The organism is Vibrio sp. MMH1-50 (assembly GCF_022347645.1).
Taxonomy (GTDB): Bacteria; Pseudomonadota; Gammaproteobacteria; order Enterobacterales; family Vibrionaceae; genus Vibrio; species Vibrio harveyi.
In genome coordinates this window covers 89,798-105,626 of the sequence record NZ_JAKRGG010000013.1, presented here as the reverse complement: position 1 = coordinate 105,626, position 15,829 = coordinate 89,798, and the positions used below count along the sequence as shown (strand labels likewise).

Here is a 15,829-nt window from a genome sequence, read left to right as displayed (position 1 = left end):
AGGGAAATGTTATGAAAAGCAGCTACACCCCACTCAACTTTGGGCTTGGTGAAACCATCGATATGCTCCGAGACCACGTCAACGCGTTCGCCACCGAGCATATCGCCCCCATCGCAGCAAACATCGACCGCGATAACCAATTCCCCAATCATCTGTGGTCCCAGTTTGGAGAAATGGGCTTGCTTGGCGTAACCGTCGACGAAGAGTTTGGCGGTGCAGGCATGGGCTATCTTGCTCATGTTGTTGCGATGGAAGAGATCAGCCGAGCTTCGGCGTCTGTCGCGCTCAGTTACGGTGCGCATTCCAACCTTTGTGTTAACCAAATCTTTCGCAATGGCTCTCCTGCTCAACGAGAAAAATACCTGCCTAAACTCATCGATGGTTCTCACGTCGGCGCACTAGCCATGAGTGAGCCGAACTCAGGTTCTGATGTGGTTAGCATGCAGCTCCGTGCTGAAGACAAAGGCGACCACTTTCTGATGAACGGCAACAAAATGTGGATCACTAACGGTCCTGATGCCGATACCTTAGTGGTTTACGCAAAAACCGATCCCAGTGGCGGGTCTCGCGGCATCACCGCCTTCATTATTGAGCGGGATTTTGAAGGCTTTAGCCATGCGCAAAAGCTCGACAAACTTGGTATGCGCGGCTCCAACACCTGCGAATTAGTGTTCCAAGATTGTGTCGTGCCAAAAGAGAATGTATTGGGAGAACTAAACCGTGGTGTCGAAGTGTTAATGAGCGGTTTGGATTACGAACGCGTGGTATTAGCTGCTGGCCCTCTTGGGATCATGCAAGCCTGTATGGACGAAGTGGTTCCGTATGTTCACGACCGCAAACAGTTCGGCAAATCCATTGGTGAATTCCAACTCGTGCAAGGAAAGCTCGCTGACATGTATTCACGCATGAACGCCGCCAAAGCTTATGTTTATGCTGTCGCAGCCGCCTGTGACCGAGGTGAATGCACGCGTAAAGATGCCGCTGGCGTGATCCTTTACAGCGCAGAGCTTGCCACACAAATGTCGCTCGATGCTATTCAGCTGTTAGGCGGCAATGGCTACATCAACGAATACGCGACCGGGCGTTTACTCCGTGACGCCAAACTGTATGAGATTGGTGCTGGCACTTCTGAAATTCGCCGCATGCTGATTGGACGAGAGTTGTTCGAAGAATCTCGATAACCCACCGACAAGGAAGTCACTATGGCAATCATTAAAAGTAAAACCAAGCCAACCGACGAGCTATTTTTGTCGAATAAAGCGGTCATGACCGAGTTGGTAAACAACCTCAATGCTAATATCAAAGCTATCAAGCAAGGTGGCGGGCAAAAAGCCATTGACCGCCAGCGCCTGAAAGGGAAACTGCCCGTTCGTGAGCGTGTCATGCTCCTTTTAGATGAAGACAGCGAGTTTCTTGAAGTCGGACAATTCGCCGCGTGGAACGTCTACGAAGAATCAATTCCATGCGCAGGTGTCGTCGCCGGCATTGGCACCGTAGAAGGCATTCAATGCATGGTGATCGCCAACGATCCTTCCGTCAAAGGCGGCACCTACTACCCGCTCACCGTGAAAAAGCATCTACGCGCGCAAGAGATCGCTCAACGTTGCCAATTACCTTGCGTCTATTTGGTGGACTCTGGCGGCGCGAACCTCCCTCACCAAGCGGAAGTCTTTCCTGATAAAGAGCACTTTGGGCGTATCTTCTTCAATCAAGCCAGAATGTCAGCGCAAGGTATTCCTCAAGTCGCGGTTGTGATGGGGCTTTGTACCGCAGGCGGCGCTTATGTACCTGCGATGGCAGACGTTTCCATCATGGTCAAAGAGCAAGGCACCATCTTCTTGGCAGGACCACCGTTAGTAAAAGCCGCAACGGGAGAAATCGTCACCGATGAAGAATTAGGCGGTGCCGACGTGCATTGTCGTAAGTCTGGCGTTGCCGATTACTACGCAGAAAACGACCAACACGCATTGCAACTGGCACGCGAAGCCATCTCGAATACCAACCAATCACTCCCACTTCAAAGCGACAAACCAGTTTTACCACCACGTTACGACGCCGAAGAGATGTACGGCATCGTCAATGCAAATCTGCGCTTGTCTTTTGATGTTCGAGAGATCATCGCTCGCGTGGTGGATGACTCAGATTTTGATGAATTCAAAGCACTTTATGGCAAGAGCTTAGTATGTGGCTTCGCCCGAATCCACGGCAATCTGATTGGCATTGTGGCGAACAACGGCATCTTGTTTTCTGAGTCCTCACAGAAAGGCGCGCACTTTATTGAGCTGTGTGTCAAACGCAAAATTCCCCTACTGTTTTTGCAAAATATCACTGGGTTTATGGTGGGCAAAAAGCTCGAGGCGGAAGGCATTGCCAAACACGGCGCGAAATTGGTGATGGCGGTTGCGTGTGCGGATGTGCCTAAGTTTACCGTGATTATTGGCGGCTCTTACGGTGCCGGCAATTACGGTATGTGTGGTCGTGCTTATGACCCAACCATGATGTGGATGTGGCCAAACGCACGAATCTCCGTCATGGGCGGAGAACAAGCCGCAGGCGTGCTCACTCAAGTGCGTCGAGAAGTGAAAAAACGCCAAGGTGAAGAATGGCCAGAGCCCGAAGAAAGTGCATTCCGAGAATCTATCGTAGACTTGTATGAGTCTCAGGGGCATCCCTACTACGCCAGCGCACGTTTATGGGATGACGGCATTATCGACCCGAAAGAGACGCGTCAAGTATTGGCTCAAGCATTAAAAGCCGCGCTCAATGCGCCAATTCCTGACAGCAACTTTGGCATATTCAGAATGTAGAGAAGAAAGGACGTCACATGCAGGATCATCAACCGAGTATCATCCCCAACACCCAACGACAAGATGAAGTACTTTGGAACGTCGATGAATTCGGCGTCGCAACACTTACGCTCAATCGCACAGAGAAGCACAATGCGTTTGATGCCTGCATGATTGACTTGCTGATCCACAGGCTGGACTACCTTGCTCTGCGCACCGATGTTCGATGCTTAGTGCTTCGAGGAAACGGCAAACATTTCTCCTCTGGGGCTGATTTAAATTGGATGAAATCCATGGCAAGTAGCACCAGAAAGCAAAACCTAGAAGACGCGCAAAACCTTGCTCGCCTGATGCGTACACTGGACGCTTTCCCTCAGCCTACTATTGCGGTTGTGCAAGGTTCCGCTTTTGGTGGTGCATTGGGCTTGATCTGTTGCTGTGATATCGCAATCGCGGCGGAGAATGCGAACTTCTGCTTGAGTGAAGTCAAACTGGGACTGGTTCCAGCAACCATCTCTCCTTATGTCATGCGAGCGATGGGCAACCGTCAAGCTCGCCGTTACATACTCAGTGCCGAAGTGATTAACGCCACCAAAGCTGAAAAGTTTGGCATTGTGCATGAAGTTCATAAGCTGGATAAAATCGAAGCCGTGGTAGAAAGCTTGATTGATTCTTTGCTTCTCAATAGCCCAGATGCGATGCGAAAAGCCAAAGCCTTGTGCCATCAATGCCACCAAAATCCGATTGATGGTCAGCTTATCCAATACACGAGCCAACTTATCGCCGACATTCGCGTATCGCCGCAAGGACAAGATGGCTTGCAAGCCTTTCTGGAGAAACGAGAACCGGGTTGGATAAACAAGCCAGCTAAGGGCAAGAAATGAATTTGCCAAACAAGGTAAATATTGTCGAAGTGGGTGCGAGAGACGGATTACAAAATGAATCACCAGTGTCCACGCTAGCCAAGATCCGCTTAATCGACCTGCTCTCGGATACAGGGCTCACCCATATTGAGGCAGGATCTTTTGTCTCGCCTAAATGGGTACCTCAAATGGCGGATTCACTCGATGTGATGAAGAAAATCACCCGCCGCCACAACGTCATCTACTCAGCCCTAACGCCTAATGTGCAAGGCTTTGAAAAGGCACTAGAAGCCGGCGCCACACAAGTCGCGATCTTCACCTCTTCATCGGAGGGCTTTTGCCAACACAACATCAATTGCTCGATTGCAGATAGCCTTACCCGCTTTGAACCGGTAATGGAATTGGCAGCAAAGCATAACATTTCCGTTCGGGGTTACTTATCTTGCGTGGCAGATTGCCCTTACGACGGGTCAACCAAGCCCGAGCAAGTCGCAAGAGTTGCCAACCTACTAATGGAATTAGGTTGCTACGAGGTTTCACTTGGAGACACCATAGGTACAGGCACGCCGATACGCATCGCTAAAATGTTAGAAGCTGTGCAAGTAAAAGTCCCAACCGACAAGCTTGCGGTGCATTTTCACGACACATGGGGACAAGCGTTGGCGAATATCTACCAAGCCTTAACGATGGGCATCAATACCATCGATAGTAGTGTGGCTGGGCTTGGTGGTTGCCCTTACGCTCATGGCGCATCGGGCAACGTCGCCACCGAAGATGTGCTCTACCTTTGCCAAGGCTTAGGAATCGAGACAGGAGTAGATTTGGAGTTGCTCGCCAAAGCCGGATGGATGATCAGTGAAGAGTTAAACCGTCAGCCAACCTCGAAGGTATCGATGGCATTAAAGCAACGTTAATCATAAAACAAAAAGTTCGTTGTAAAACAAAAAAGCTGCCTTGCTTAACAAGGCAGCTTTGTCATTTTTAAGTACGATGAGTTTTAGACAAAAAGGCGTTAAAACTTGTAAGTAGAACCAACGTACCAAGAACCAACAGACTGGTCGTAATCTTTAAATGTAGTTTCTAGCGTGTAATGGTCAACTTCATAACCTGCACGGAATGCAAGACCACCTAGCATTACCGGCGCATACTCCAAGCCAACACCTAAACGAACCGTGCCGCCACTCTCGCTTTTCTTAAAGTTGTTGCCTGTGAAGTTTTCTTTTACTTCGTAGCTGATTGAACCTAAACCAAGCGTTGCAAATGGGCGTAAGCCATTGTCGAACGTGTAACCTACATTTGCGGCTACGGTAAACGTATCGTGGCTTAGCTTTAAAACCGAAATATTCTGCACCTTAACATCAGTATCCGCATACTTAGTGTATTGTGCTTCAATAGCAACAATGCGGTTGATTTGATAACCAGCAATCAACTTGTATGCAGAGCCATCCGAATCTGAAGTTAGAGGAACGCTTGCCCCTGAGTCTCGAGCGATTGCGTGGCTTACATCATTCATGTAGCCTGCGTCATCAAAATCGGTATTACCGATGCCCGCACCAAGATAAAAGCCACTCATATCGTTAGCAGATGCAAAACTAGAAACCAGTGCAGTAAGAAGAAAAACCTTTTTCATTTTGAATTATCTTTGCCGTGTTGTTTGAGTCGGCACACTCTAAAATCTCCCCACTTAAATAACTAAACAGAAATCAAATTGTTTTCACATTTATATTTATACCCTTACTTAAAGTAAGGGCTTAAAAGCCATGAAAAATATCAAAACCCTGATTTTTAATGATTTATTTTCATTTAAACTGCCAACTTGATTTATAAATTAATCTCGGTAGACTGTGCCGCTTTCAAAATAGATTTAGGTTCCCATAACTTTTTAATCTCACCTAAAGAGATAGAAGTTGCCTTCTAAAAAGCCAATTTAGCAATGAAATCGATCCAGTTTTCGAACTTAACTTTAGAATGTGCAACAAGGACGTTACGTAATCAAAACGGAAATAAAGTCGTTCTCAGGCCTCTTCCTTATGAGGTTCTTTTACTGCTCCTGCAAAAAAATGAACCTGTATCCCGAGAGGAACTTTTCAAGACCTGCTGGGAAGGGTTGGTCGTGACCGATCAAGCATTAACCAACGTGGTTTCTGGCCTACGTCGTAACCTGCTTTCTTTAAAAGCCCAAAACGCTGAAATCAAAACCATCAGTAAAGTCGGTTATTTTATTCAGGTCGAATCCATTAAGGCCATCACGCAACCAGTACCTCAAATTGAAGAAACGGGCTCAGAAACTTTCTGCGATAATCAGAGCGATGAAGTAAGCCTCACCCATCCAATGCGACAGAAAACCAGTACTATCCTTCTAGCTGTGGTTTATGTTGTTGGAACCGTTGTAGCTTTGCTCACCCTTCTAAACTTAAAACCACTTTTCGAGAAGCCAAGCTATATAAAAAAGGACAACTATAAACACCTTGTCGTTGGACAAACCAACATCTATTTACATGACGCCACTCAGGGATTTATTTCGGCCGACAATTTAAAACTGCTACTGAATAAATTACCCCAATCGCAATGTAATGCAGATGTGTACATACGCCTTTTCCCTTCGATCTATGAGGCAAATATGGTCGCTTTGACTATTTGGTTGCAAAAAACTGATGGGAATAAAAACCATATGTATCGCCACTTTAATGTTCAGAGAGAACAATTGGGCGAATATATTGCCGACTCATACTCTAGCAAGGAGGCGATATGCGCATTTTAGTGGTGGTGTTTGTAGCGATTACAACTGCCTTTGCCATTTATTGCTGGCAATTTGAAACTTACGATTTTAGTGGCACCCGATGGCGTTGTTCAGAAACAAAAGCGGGATTTACTTCAGCAGCGTATCGCCAATATCAAAGCATCGAAGAGTATACGACCATCTACTTTCCTTCCAATACCAGTGTGATTTACTACCAGTCAGGCATGCTCAATCATAAGTCGGGATTGAAAGAACCTTACGAACTTGTGCTCACAGCGAAAAATGAAGTCAATGGACAGCGAATCCAGCAAAAGTTTAACAGTGTCGATTGGAACCTGACACCAGCCGAGTCCCCCCTGTTTATCAGAGATAAAGATAGTTTGGTCGGTTTTGAGTCTGATTTAAATTACTTTATTCAAGACGAACGTCTTTTCTTCTTCAACACCAACGAAAGTGAAGATGTGAACATTCCTTGCCATAAAGTTTGATTGCTTGGGGTTAAATCTCGTAGTTAGCTTTGATTCCGATATCAAAGTGCAACGGCATGCGCCACTTAGCAAAAGGCAGGAAGCCGATGACCAATCATGCACAAAAAGCAAAAGGACCTTCTTAACGAGATACCTAACATTCTCTATTGACCTCTTGTGAAAACAGCCCAATTATGGCAGCTGATGAATATAACCAAGTGACTTCAAGGCGCTGGATTCAGAGCTTTGTCATTGATTCCCTATTTACCGAAAACAAGCAAGGAAAACAACGCAGCGTAATAGCTAGCTCTTTCCAAGTTGTTTGACTTAGCCATTGGTTTAATAGAAAAGCGAGTCAATGACACGCTTCCAAAGGGCACTCTTTGCAAATAGTAAGGGTCTTGGTTTGTATACTTTGTTGGCGACTCCTGATTTAGACCCACTAGACTTTTAAATCACCGCCGCGTTTACAAACCAAGTCATTCTCGCTGAACCTAGCATCTCGAGTTTACTTGGGTATACAGTTGGGTCTACACAGGAATCAAAAAGAATGAGGTATCAAGAGTCGCCGTACTGATCAAAGAAACATCCCGAAGCAGTATAAATCTAGAGCGGTGATCAACCACATGCAATCACCGTTAAATCTAACATTTAATAGCGATTACGCTACGTAACCTACTACCTTAGCAGGGTTTCCCATTACTATAGCTTTTGAAGGAACGTCTTTTGTAACAACGGCACCAGCACCAACCATTGAACGCTCTCCAATTGTAATCCCTGGTAAAATTGTTGCATTGGCTCCTATTGATGCTCCTCGTTGAACCAATGTCCTCATAAATTTCTCTGGATATACTTTTGAACGTGGATATTTATCATTACTAAACACCACTGAAGGACCAATAAACGCCCCATCCTCAATAGTGATGCCATCCCAAACATAAACACCTGATTTTATCGTTACGTCATCACCTATAACGACATCATTCTCGATTAAAGTATGAGCACATATGTTGCAGTTGGAGCCTATAACAGCATTCGCAAATATAATCGAAAACTGCCAAACTCTCGTATCCTCTCCAATAGCATTGCTCTTAACATCGCTTAACTCATGTATAAACATATTCTGACCCAGTTGAAACACCAGTTAATTCTAGACCGTAATTCTTATTGATAAATTTCTCAGGTCGTTTTCTTTACGATTCTGCGCATGCCATCTAAAAACAAAATATGTTACAAATGAGTGCTGGTATTGTTGTTTACACTACTGTAGACGGTAACGAGATTTTGGAAAGCGGAGTCTACCGCCAGTTCGGTAGATCACCAAAGAGAATAAGATAAGCGCACAACCAACGAGTTTATTGGAGGTCAGCACTTCGCCGTACCAAATCACACTCAAGATCACTGTCCAGACAGGTTCAAGGATCATAATCAGTGCAGCGTTACCCGCTTGGACAAACTTTTGTCCCATGGTTTGCATCACATAACGCAAGCTGGTTGCCAAAAGCGTACTCAGCGCAAACCAAATCCAGATAGACGTCGATACTTCAGTTGGCACCGTTTCCACCAAAGATGAAATCAACAAACCAATCAAACCCGTGACAAACAATTGGATGCACGTCAGTAACAACACAGGCAATTTTTGCGAATACTTGCTGTTTACGTTGAAGTGCAGAGCGAGCATCAAAGCAGCGCCTAAGAACCAAAGTTGACTGCTAGATTGTTGCCAACCACCAGCTAAAGACAAACACCCTAAGCCAAGAATCGCGATTGGTAGTGACACCCAAAAAATTCGTTGAGGTCTTTGACGAAACATAATCCACGCGACAATGGGTACAAACAGCATTGATAGGCTCATGATGAATGCGCCCTCACCTAACGTATCACTGATTGAAATCGCATAGATCCAACACATCAGCGCGCCTCCCAAAAGCACACCAACGCCTGCCGCGGCAAAAATATCTTTCTTATTGGCAGCACGAAGCGGTTTGATACACAGAGGCAACAAACACAATGAAGCGATAGTGAATCGCAGACCGATAAATCCGAATGGTGGGAGACCTTGAATGGTTTCTTTAGAGAAGATCCACCCTAATGCCGCGATCATTGTAGTAGCGACGAGCACGAATGCAGCTTTGCGTTCTGAGTTAAACATAATTACTCACAAAAAAGACCCTACGAAGGATTCGTAAGGGGTTCATATATCATTGATTTTAATGTGTGATTACTAGTTATATTTACATCACAAATGCTGGACTAAATGTGTACTTAGACTGAGGAGTGTTAACGTTTGCGAAGCGTTCACAGTATACATTGTGACTAATTCATCATCGAGAAAATTACTGTGAAACCCTGTCATTATTTTGTTATTTGAAACCATCAGAATAACAAGTAATCCTTTAGGTAAAAACTCAAATACAGTACGGAATAACCTAAGTCTAAATTCGGGGCAAAATGTTACAATAGCAACGAAACAAAACAGACGTCAGGAGGTGCTTTATGAGACATTCAACCGTACTCTTTTTCATTCTGATCGCCTTGCTTATCATTGCTCCAATTGCGCTCGGCTCTCTGTTTAGTCTTATCTCCTCTTTTCGCGTGAGTACTATCGAAGCCGATCCAATATCCATCACACATATCTACGACATGATGATCTACCGCGGTCGATAATGTGTTTTGAAAGATCTCCTATTCTCTAACCGCTCTTGCTTATACCCAAGTAGCCTCGAGATGCTAGGTTCAGCGAGAATAACTTAGTTTGTAGACGCGGCGGCGATCTAAAAGTCTAGTGGGTATAAATCAGGGCGGTTTTCAATTTCCTTCACCTCTTAAAACAATACTGAGCCCACTCAAATCAAACAAAACTCACCATTTTTCAAAAGGCAAAAGCTAAGCACCTCTTTTCACTTTAGTTTTATTGGTAATGATTTTGTCCAATCCATCGAGTTGGCGCGTATTAGTAATGAAAACCACAACTAAATCGGCTTGTACATAGCGATATCGCCAGTACCTGCTTACTCTTTAACCTACAACAATAAAAAACAAACCCGTTCATTCACCTCACGAATAAGAGCGAAGAGCCTGTTTGTAAAACGCCCAAGTTAGTGAAAACGCATTCAAATTACTAGGGAATCAGTGATGAGATTAAAGAACACACAATGCATAAGCACAGTGCTGAAGACGGCTCTCGTCGTCACTATGTGCTTCTCTCCGATCACCTTCGCATCCGACACCAATACCGATGCTCAATTTGAGGTTGGTAAGGAAAAGGCGAAAGTATGTATGACGTGTCATGGTACCGACGGAATTTCTACTATCGACGCCTACCCGAATTTGCGCGGTCAGAAAAAGAGCTATCTAATTTCGTCTTTGAAGGATTACAAAGCGCGTGAGCGCACAAGTGGTCTGGCGGTATTAATGCAGCAGCAAGCTGATGCACTTTCTGATCAAGATATCGAAGACATCGCCCATTACTACTCACAGTTAGGTAACGAGCCGCAGCCTTAAACGAGGAACGTTCTTATGGAACAAGCAGCAACTCAATACAACACTCAAGTTGTGAAGTATTTTGTGTTGGCATCGTTAGTGTGGGCTATTGCAGGGATGATCATCGGTGTCATTCTTGCCGCGCAGTTATATTGGCCCGTGCTCAACTTTGATTCTCAATACTTCCAATTCGGTCGCCTGAGACCATTACATACTTCCGGCGTGATATACGGTTTTGTTGTCAACATTTTGATGGGTACTTCTCTTTACATCGCTCAACGCACCGGGCGCTGTAATCTCTTCAATCAAAGTTTATCTTGGATGGTTTTCTGGGGATGGCAATTGGTGCTGTTCTTAGCACTCGTTACGTTACCAGCTGGCTACACGACATCTAAGGAGTATGCAGAATTAGAGTGGCCAATCGACGTACTGATCGTCTTGGTCTGGGTGCTCTACGCTGTGCTGTTTTTTGGCACGATTGCGAAGCGGAAAGTTGACCATATCTTCGTTGCGAACTGGTTCTTCGCCGCCTTTATCATTGTTATTGCGATGATCTTCATCGTGAACAATCTTGCCATGCCTGTCTCTTTGATGAAATCCTATTCCGTCTTTGCCGGAGCCCAAGACGCTATTGTTCAATGGTGGTGGGGGCACAACGCGGTGGGCTTTTTGCTGACTGCCGGTGTGATTGGTATGAACTATTATTTCATACCTAAAGCCGCTGACCGCCCTATCTACTCTTACCGTTTGTCTGTGATCCACTTTTGGGGCTTGGTTGGTTTTTACACTTGGGCAGGTACCCATCATTTGGTTTATTCATCGGTACCTATTTGGGTGCAAAACATCGGCATCATCATGTCACTCATCCTTTGGCTCCCATCTTGGGCTGGCGCTTTCAACAGTGCGATGACGCTGCTTCAAAACAAAGAGAAGCTCAAATCTGACTACATTTGCCTGTTCTTCTTCTCGGCAATTCTTTACTACTGCTTGGCCACATTTGAAGGACCTCTATTGGCGATTCGTTGGTTCAATATGCTAGCGCATAACACCGAATGGGTGATCGGGCACGTTCACTCTGGCGCATTAGGTTGGGTGGGCATGTCCGGCATTGCGGTGTTCTATTACTTCATCCCTCGTCTGTGGAACAAAACCGAACTTTGGTCGCAGCGTTTGATCAAGTGGCACTTCTGGCTAGCCCATGCTGGTGTCGCCATCTACGCTATCGCACTTTGGGTAGCAGGCATTGGCGAAGGCTACATGTGGCTAACCCAAAACGAGAATGGCGAACTGGTTTACAGCTTTATTGAAGCCATGAACTTTAAAGCGCCATGGTTGTTCTTACGTTTCTTCGGTGGCGCACTCTTTGTACTTGGTTTGTTCCTGATGGCGTTTAACTTGTATAAGACCGTGCGTTCTCCATCCGTACTAGTGGCAAAGGAGGCATAAGATGAGCAAAGACTTTACTCACTCAGTTATCATCTTAATCATCACCACGGTGGTTGTAGCTTCTTTTTCACTCGCAGTTTGGGTTGTGCCGAATATTCTTCGCACGGATGACATCGCCAAAGGCAGTTTAGCTAAGCCCCTAACCGCAATTGAGCTTGCGGGGCGCGATATCTACATCAGCGAAGGTTGCCATGTGTGCCATACACAAATGGTTCGCCCATTGGAACCAGAAATCAAGCGCAATGGTCGCGCTAACCAAGAATCTGATGATATTTACGAGTTCCCAAACTTGTGGGGGTCTAAACGTACTGGACCAGACTTAACCAACCTAGGTCGGAAATATTCGGACCAATGGCATGTATTACACCTTATCGATCCACGCCAAGTTGTACCAACATCCATCATGCCTGCTTACCCTTGGTTGTTTGAGCAAACTCTGTCTGGTAATGCCATTGGCAACAAGATGGAAACACTGCGTACGTTAGGCGTACCCTATACCGACCAAGAGATATCAGACGCACGTCTACAAATTCGAGGTAAAACCAAGGGTGAAGCTTTGATTCGTTACCTTCAAAGCCTTGGTCAAGACACAGCACAGGAGGTGGCACCATGAGCACATTCTGGAACTGGTGGGCAGTTGCCTGCACCATAATATTTTTTGCCCTTATGGTGAGTGTTATCGTCAAGTATTGGCGGAGCAACCACAGAGCAGATCAAGACCACACCATTGCTTCTTTTGATGGTATAGATGAGAAAGATGCCCCACCACCTAAGCTGCTGTTTATAAGTTACGCTGTCGCGTTTTTACTCTCTGCAGGCTATTTAGTGTTGTATCCAGGGCTAGGTGAATGGAAAGGATTGGTGAATTATGACCAAGGAAATGACAAACTCAGCTCACCTTCGACCACACTCGATCAGCAGTTTAGCCAAGTAACAAACACCTCTTTGGCGGTACTTGCACAAAATACCGACATCGTACGCACTGGACGCATGCTGTATCAAACCCATTGCGCCGCTTGTCATAGAGATAACGCGCAAGGGCAAAAACACTTTCCTAACCTTATCGATAAAGAATGGATGTATGGTGGAGATGACGATGCCATTATTCACTCCATCGCAAAAGGGCGTAACGGTGCTATGCCGGGATGGGTAGAGGTAATGAGAAAAGACGAAGTAAATAAAGTCGCCTATTACCTCGCCTCTCTCAATCAACGCCACAGTGACGTGCCAGAGGTAAAAGTTGAACTTGGTAAACGTCTGTTTGTGGAATACTGCGCTTCATGCCATGGAGATGGCTCCATCGCAAACCAACAAACCGGTGTACCTGATTTGTCAGACAGCGTTTGGCTTCATGGCGGCAGCATCGAAGAGATTCAACACACCATCAATTACGGTTTGAATAATCTGATGCCAGCGTTTGAAAACCAGCTTTCCGAAAACGAGATCCTCGCCATTGGCGCTTACATCCATAAAGCAGGCGAAGAGGAAGAGCAAAAACTCTCAGCGCTTAATGCCGAGTCTGTCGAACGTGGCGAATACTTGGCAAACGCCGGTGATTGTGTCGCTTGTCATAGTGCGGAAGGTGGCGAACCTTTTGCGGGCGGTCTGCCGTTTGTTACGCCTTTTGGTACCATCTACTCCACTAACATCACGCCTCATGCCAGTGAAGGTATTGGTGAGTATAACTATGATGACTTTCGTGATGCACTCGTAAAAGGTAAAGGCAAACATGGTTATCTCTACCCTGCTATGCCTTACACCTCATATCAATATCTGACTGAACAAGATATGACGGATTTGTGGGAGTACATGCAGTCTATCCCTGCCGTGGCGCGTCGTAACGATGAAAACCACATGATGTTCCCATCGAACATTCGTCTTGGTCTCCTTGGTTGGAACATTGTCTTTATGGACACCGATCCTATCGACTACAACCTACCTTCAGAGCTTGAGGGCGTGGTGGAGGACGTCGAGAAGTGGCAGAAAGGTAAATATTGGGTGGCAGGTTTAGGGCACTGTTCAGAGTGCCATACGCCGCGTAACATTGCTCAAGCGCTAATCCCTGAACGCATCTTCCAAGGCAACTTGATAGATGGTTGGAACGCACCTGACATTACGTCTACAGAGCTGTATGTGGGCGGTTGGGATGAGAAAACACTAACCGACTTCTTGCACACTGGCCACTCAGACAAAGGTACCGCTTTTGCCGGGATGGCTGACGTGGTCAAAAACAGCTTGAGTTTGATGACGCGCGAAGACATCGAGTCCATGTCCTATTACCTACTCAGCGGTGACGTAAACAACTTCATTGCTGCCGATGCGGTGCCTTTAGAGCCGAAAGGGTTCGATGAAGCTGCCTATCAAGATCCGATCTATGCTACTTACAAACAAACGTGTGGCGCGTGTCATGGGAACGATGGTAAAGGTCGAGACCCTATTGCACCAACGCTCTTGAACAATGGCATCATCATGCACAGTGACCCATTCAACACTATTGCGGTAACGGTGCGTGGCTTGCAGCCTACCTATATTGATCAGGAGCGTAACTTCATGCCGATGGCAAGTTTTGAGGATATCCTCTCTGACGCACGTTTAGCCGAGCTCATTACCTTTGTACGTAGGCATCTAGGGGATCAACAGCAGGAAGTGACGGCGGCAGATGTGCGAGAAGTGAGAGAAACATTGGAAGCGGCTGGATATGCTGGCGGTCTGCACACCACCCCAGACATGTACGACAGGCGCGACAACACTATCAACATTCGTTAGGGTCAGCAGACTTCAGGACCTGTTTTCCCTAGCTGACGGGAATAAAAAAAGCCAATCACAATTGGGTGATTGGCTATATATTTCTGTGAACAATCTGGTTCACTAACAACGTCAGTTGGCTAGGTGACCCTCGGCTTAAAAGGGTCATATAAACTAAAGCATTAGACATGCCAACTTTTCGATGCAGTAAAACCGATTGTTATTTAATCATTTGCAGTCAAATTGAACGAATAATCATACTAACCACTTTCCACTCATTGCATATTGCGAACAAGACCTTGCAATATGCAAATGCAATCTTCAATTCATTTATGGCTTACGGGCGAGATCTCGCGCTAAAATTAATGCCAAACCGAAGACTTGAAGAAACAAACCAATACTTTTATACCAAGCCATCTTTTCTTCCAAACCTGTCATCACTTCCGTGGTTTCCAAGTTGGCAAGGTAATAGCTGTCTATACGATTACGGTAGTTATTTTGCGCCTGATTGATCTCAGACATCAGATTAGGTAACTGTTCAATTTGGATTGGACTGACTTCCTGCCCTGTCCATGCTAACAAATGCCCTCTCAACACTTGGTTCATTTCTTCTGAAACAGGTTCACTCTGAGCAAGGTGCAAATGCAACAACAATACTTCCCGCTTTCGCTCCAATGTTTCGACACTATTCCAAGCGAGTTGTATCGAATAGAGGTTATCGGCTTTTTGTTCAGCCAGCAAACTGATCTCTTTACCGAGTTTATCTAACACAACACTGGTTAAGATAATCGCAGCAATATTAAGAACCAGTCCAACAAACACCAATAGCCATGCAGGCGGTAAGTATGTCGATTTTTTTACCATAAGCTCCCGTAAGGTAAATAGATCAAGTTAAGGGCTACTAAACCAATCATAGTAAAGAAGGTTAACTTCATCCCTGTAATTCGACCTTTTAAATCCTCACCGAGAATTCCCTTTGCGTGAATCACACGCCCAATCACAAATACAATACCAGCAAGGTGTATCCACAGTAGCGAAGCGCCGTTATATTCTAATAACGCCATTAAAATGAGAGTGATAGGAACGTATTCACTTGCATTGCTTTGTGCGCTGCGAGCGATTTGAAGCGCCTCAACTCCACCATCGGCGTAAGCGATTTTGTTGCTGCGGCGTTGCTTGATGACTTGAAAAGCGAGCCAGATGAGCAGTAATGCGAGAATAGATGCGTAAAGCGCGGTAACCATAAAACTTCCTTCTTTAGATATTATTGTGAGCTAATTATTCTATAAAAAACACATT

At 45.6% G+C, this 15,829-nt stretch carries 16 protein-coding genes; 11 read left to right on the top strand and 5 right to left on the bottom strand.

Annotation, left to right across the window (positions count from 1 at the left end):
* Positions 1–11 precede the first annotated feature (11 nt).
* The 4 genes from MHO32_RS12400 to MHO32_RS12385 are packed head-to-tail and all read left to right on the top strand — an operon-like array spanning position 12 to position 4,563.
* A complete protein-coding gene (locus MHO32_RS12400; protein ID WP_239212328.1) occupies positions 12–1,181 on the top strand; it encodes an isovaleryl-CoA dehydrogenase in 1,170 nt (389 codons plus the stop codon).
* 21 nt (positions 1,182–1,202) lie between these two features.
* On the top strand, positions 1,203–2,807 hold the full coding sequence (locus MHO32_RS12395; protein WP_239212327.1) for a carboxyl transferase domain-containing protein: 1,605 nt from the start codon (positions 1,203–1,205) through the stop codon (positions 2,805–2,807).
* 17 nt (positions 2,808–2,824) lie between these two features.
* Positions 2,825–3,670 (top strand): enoyl-CoA hydratase-related protein, encoded by an 846-nt coding sequence (locus tag MHO32_RS12390; protein WP_239212325.1) that lies wholly within the window; start codon positions 2,825–2,827, stop codon positions 3,668–3,670.
* A complete protein-coding gene (locus tag MHO32_RS12385; RefSeq protein ID WP_239212323.1) occupies positions 3,667–4,563 on the top strand; it encodes a hydroxymethylglutaryl-CoA lyase in 897 nt (298 codons plus the stop codon). Before MHO32_RS12390 ends, MHO32_RS12385 begins: the two co-directional genes overlap by 4 nt.
* Positions 4,564–4,661: 98 nt before the next feature.
* Here the strand turns inward: MHO32_RS12385 and MHO32_RS12380 are convergent, their stop codons facing one another.
* A complete protein-coding gene (locus MHO32_RS12380; RefSeq protein ID WP_239212314.1) occupies positions 4,662–5,279 on the bottom strand; it encodes a porin family protein in 618 nt (205 codons plus the stop codon).
* Between the two features lie 303 nt (positions 5,280–5,582).
* Between MHO32_RS12380 and MHO32_RS12375 the strand changes: the two genes are divergently transcribed.
* Together MHO32_RS12375 and MHO32_RS12370 are read left to right on the top strand one after the other, a co-directional pair.
* Positions 5,583–6,410 carry a winged helix-turn-helix domain-containing protein gene (locus MHO32_RS12375; RefSeq protein WP_239212312.1) on the top strand — a complete coding sequence of 276 codons (828 nt, stop codon included), beginning with the start codon at positions 5,583–5,585 and terminating at the stop codon, positions 6,408–6,410.
* Entirely contained in the window at positions 6,398–6,877 is a 480-nt protein-coding gene (locus MHO32_RS12370) for a hypothetical protein (RefSeq protein WP_239212309.1), read from the top strand. The genes MHO32_RS12375 and MHO32_RS12370 overlap by 13 nt, the downstream gene beginning before the upstream one ends.
* Positions 6,878–7,517: 640 nt before the next feature.
* Here MHO32_RS12370 and MHO32_RS12365 read toward each other — a convergent pair.
* Together MHO32_RS12365 and MHO32_RS12360 are read right to left on the bottom strand one after the other, a co-directional pair.
* Positions 7,518–7,976, bottom strand: a complete 459-nt coding sequence (locus MHO32_RS12365; protein WP_026000198.1) for an acyltransferase — start codon at positions 7,974–7,976, stop codon at positions 7,518–7,520.
* A 141-nt stretch (positions 7,977–8,117) separates the two neighbouring features.
* Positions 8,118–9,008 (bottom strand): DMT family transporter, encoded by an 891-nt coding sequence (locus MHO32_RS12360; protein ID WP_017188965.1) that lies wholly within the window; start codon positions 9,006–9,008, stop codon positions 8,118–8,120.
* Between the two features lie 344 nt (positions 9,009–9,352).
* Between MHO32_RS12360 and MHO32_RS12355 the strand changes: the two genes are divergently transcribed.
* From MHO32_RS12355 to MHO32_RS12335, 5 genes are all read left to right on the top strand, one after another.
* A complete protein-coding gene (locus MHO32_RS12355; RefSeq protein WP_009696160.1) occupies positions 9,353–9,523 on the top strand; it encodes a hypothetical protein in 171 nt (56 codons plus the stop codon).
* A gap of 468 nt (positions 9,524–9,991) precedes the next feature.
* Positions 9,992–10,360: a c-type cytochrome gene (locus tag MHO32_RS12350; RefSeq protein WP_239212306.1), complete on the top strand. Its 369-nt coding sequence runs from the start codon at positions 9,992–9,994 to the stop codon at positions 10,358–10,360.
* 15 nt (positions 10,361–10,375) lie between these two features.
* A complete protein-coding gene (gene ccoN, locus MHO32_RS12345) occupies positions 10,376–11,785 on the top strand; it encodes a cytochrome-c oxidase, cbb3-type subunit I (protein ID WP_239212303.1) in 1,410 nt (469 codons plus the stop codon).
* A gap of 1 nt (position 11,786) precedes the next feature.
* Positions 11,787–12,398, top strand: coding sequence for a cbb3-type cytochrome c oxidase subunit II (locus tag MHO32_RS12340; RefSeq protein ID WP_005451574.1), 612 nt, complete (start codon positions 11,787–11,789; stop codon positions 12,396–12,398).
* Positions 12,395–14,551 (top strand): cytochrome c, encoded by a 2,157-nt coding sequence (locus tag MHO32_RS12335; protein WP_239212300.1) that lies wholly within the window; start codon positions 12,395–12,397, stop codon positions 14,549–14,551. Before MHO32_RS12340 ends, MHO32_RS12335 begins: the two co-directional genes overlap by 4 nt.
* A 309-nt stretch (positions 14,552–14,860) precedes the next feature.
* On the opposite strand, the gene MHO32_RS12330 is transcribed toward MHO32_RS12335, so the two are convergent.
* Together MHO32_RS12330 and MHO32_RS12325 are read right to left on the bottom strand one after the other, a co-directional pair.
* Positions 14,861–15,394 carry a hypothetical protein gene (locus MHO32_RS12330; protein WP_049537149.1) on the bottom strand — a complete coding sequence of 178 codons (534 nt, stop codon included), beginning with the start codon at positions 15,392–15,394 and terminating at the stop codon, positions 14,861–14,863.
* Positions 15,388–15,774: an MAPEG family protein gene (locus MHO32_RS12325; protein WP_005449392.1), complete on the bottom strand. Its 387-nt coding sequence runs from the start codon at positions 15,772–15,774 to the stop codon at positions 15,388–15,390. Before MHO32_RS12325 ends, MHO32_RS12330 begins: the two co-directional genes overlap by 7 nt.
* Positions 15,775–15,829 lie beyond the last annotated feature (55 nt).

Bases quoted from the DNA above. Each gene is read 5' to 3' on its own strand.
- MHO32_RS12400 (WP_239212328.1), top strand. From the start codon at position 12: ATGAAAAGCAGCTACACCCCACTCAACTTTGGGCTTGGTGAAACCATC.
- MHO32_RS12395 (WP_239212327.1), top strand. From the start codon at position 1,203: ATGGCAATCATTAAAAGTAAAACCAAGCCAACCGACGAGCTATTTTTG.
- MHO32_RS12390 (WP_239212325.1), top strand. From the start codon at position 2,825: ATGCAGGATCATCAACCGAGTATCATCCCCAACACCCAACGACAAGAT.
- MHO32_RS12385 (WP_239212323.1), top strand. From the start codon at position 3,667: ATGAATTTGCCAAACAAGGTAAATATTGTCGAAGTGGGTGCGAGAGAC.
- MHO32_RS12380 (WP_239212314.1), bottom strand. From the start codon at position 5,279: ATGAAAAAGGTTTTTCTTCTTACTGCACTGGTTTCTAGTTTTGCATCT.
- MHO32_RS12375 (WP_239212312.1), top strand. From the start codon at position 5,583: ATGAAATCGATCCAGTTTTCGAACTTAACTTTAGAATGTGCAACAAGG.
- MHO32_RS12370 (WP_239212309.1), top strand. From the start codon at position 6,398: ATGCGCATTTTAGTGGTGGTGTTTGTAGCGATTACAACTGCCTTTGCC.
- MHO32_RS12365 (WP_026000198.1), bottom strand. From the start codon at position 7,976: ATGTTTATACATGAGTTAAGCGATGTTAAGAGCAATGCTATTGGAGAG.
- MHO32_RS12360 (WP_017188965.1), bottom strand. From the start codon at position 9,008: ATGTTTAACTCAGAACGCAAAGCTGCATTCGTGCTCGTCGCTACTACA.
- MHO32_RS12355 (WP_009696160.1), top strand. From the start codon at position 9,353: ATGAGACATTCAACCGTACTCTTTTTCATTCTGATCGCCTTGCTTATC.
- MHO32_RS12350 (WP_239212306.1), top strand. From the start codon at position 9,992: ATGAGATTAAAGAACACACAATGCATAAGCACAGTGCTGAAGACGGCT.
- ccoN (WP_239212303.1), top strand. From the start codon at position 10,376: ATGGAACAAGCAGCAACTCAATACAACACTCAAGTTGTGAAGTATTTT.
- MHO32_RS12340 (WP_005451574.1), top strand. From the start codon at position 11,787: ATGAGCAAAGACTTTACTCACTCAGTTATCATCTTAATCATCACCACG.
- MHO32_RS12335 (WP_239212300.1), top strand. From the start codon at position 12,395: ATGAGCACATTCTGGAACTGGTGGGCAGTTGCCTGCACCATAATATTT.
- MHO32_RS12330 (WP_049537149.1), bottom strand. From the start codon at position 15,394: ATGGTAAAAAAATCGACATACTTACCGCCTGCATGGCTATTGGTGTTT.
- MHO32_RS12325 (WP_005449392.1), bottom strand. From the start codon at position 15,774: ATGGTTACCGCGCTTTACGCATCTATTCTCGCATTACTGCTCATCTGG.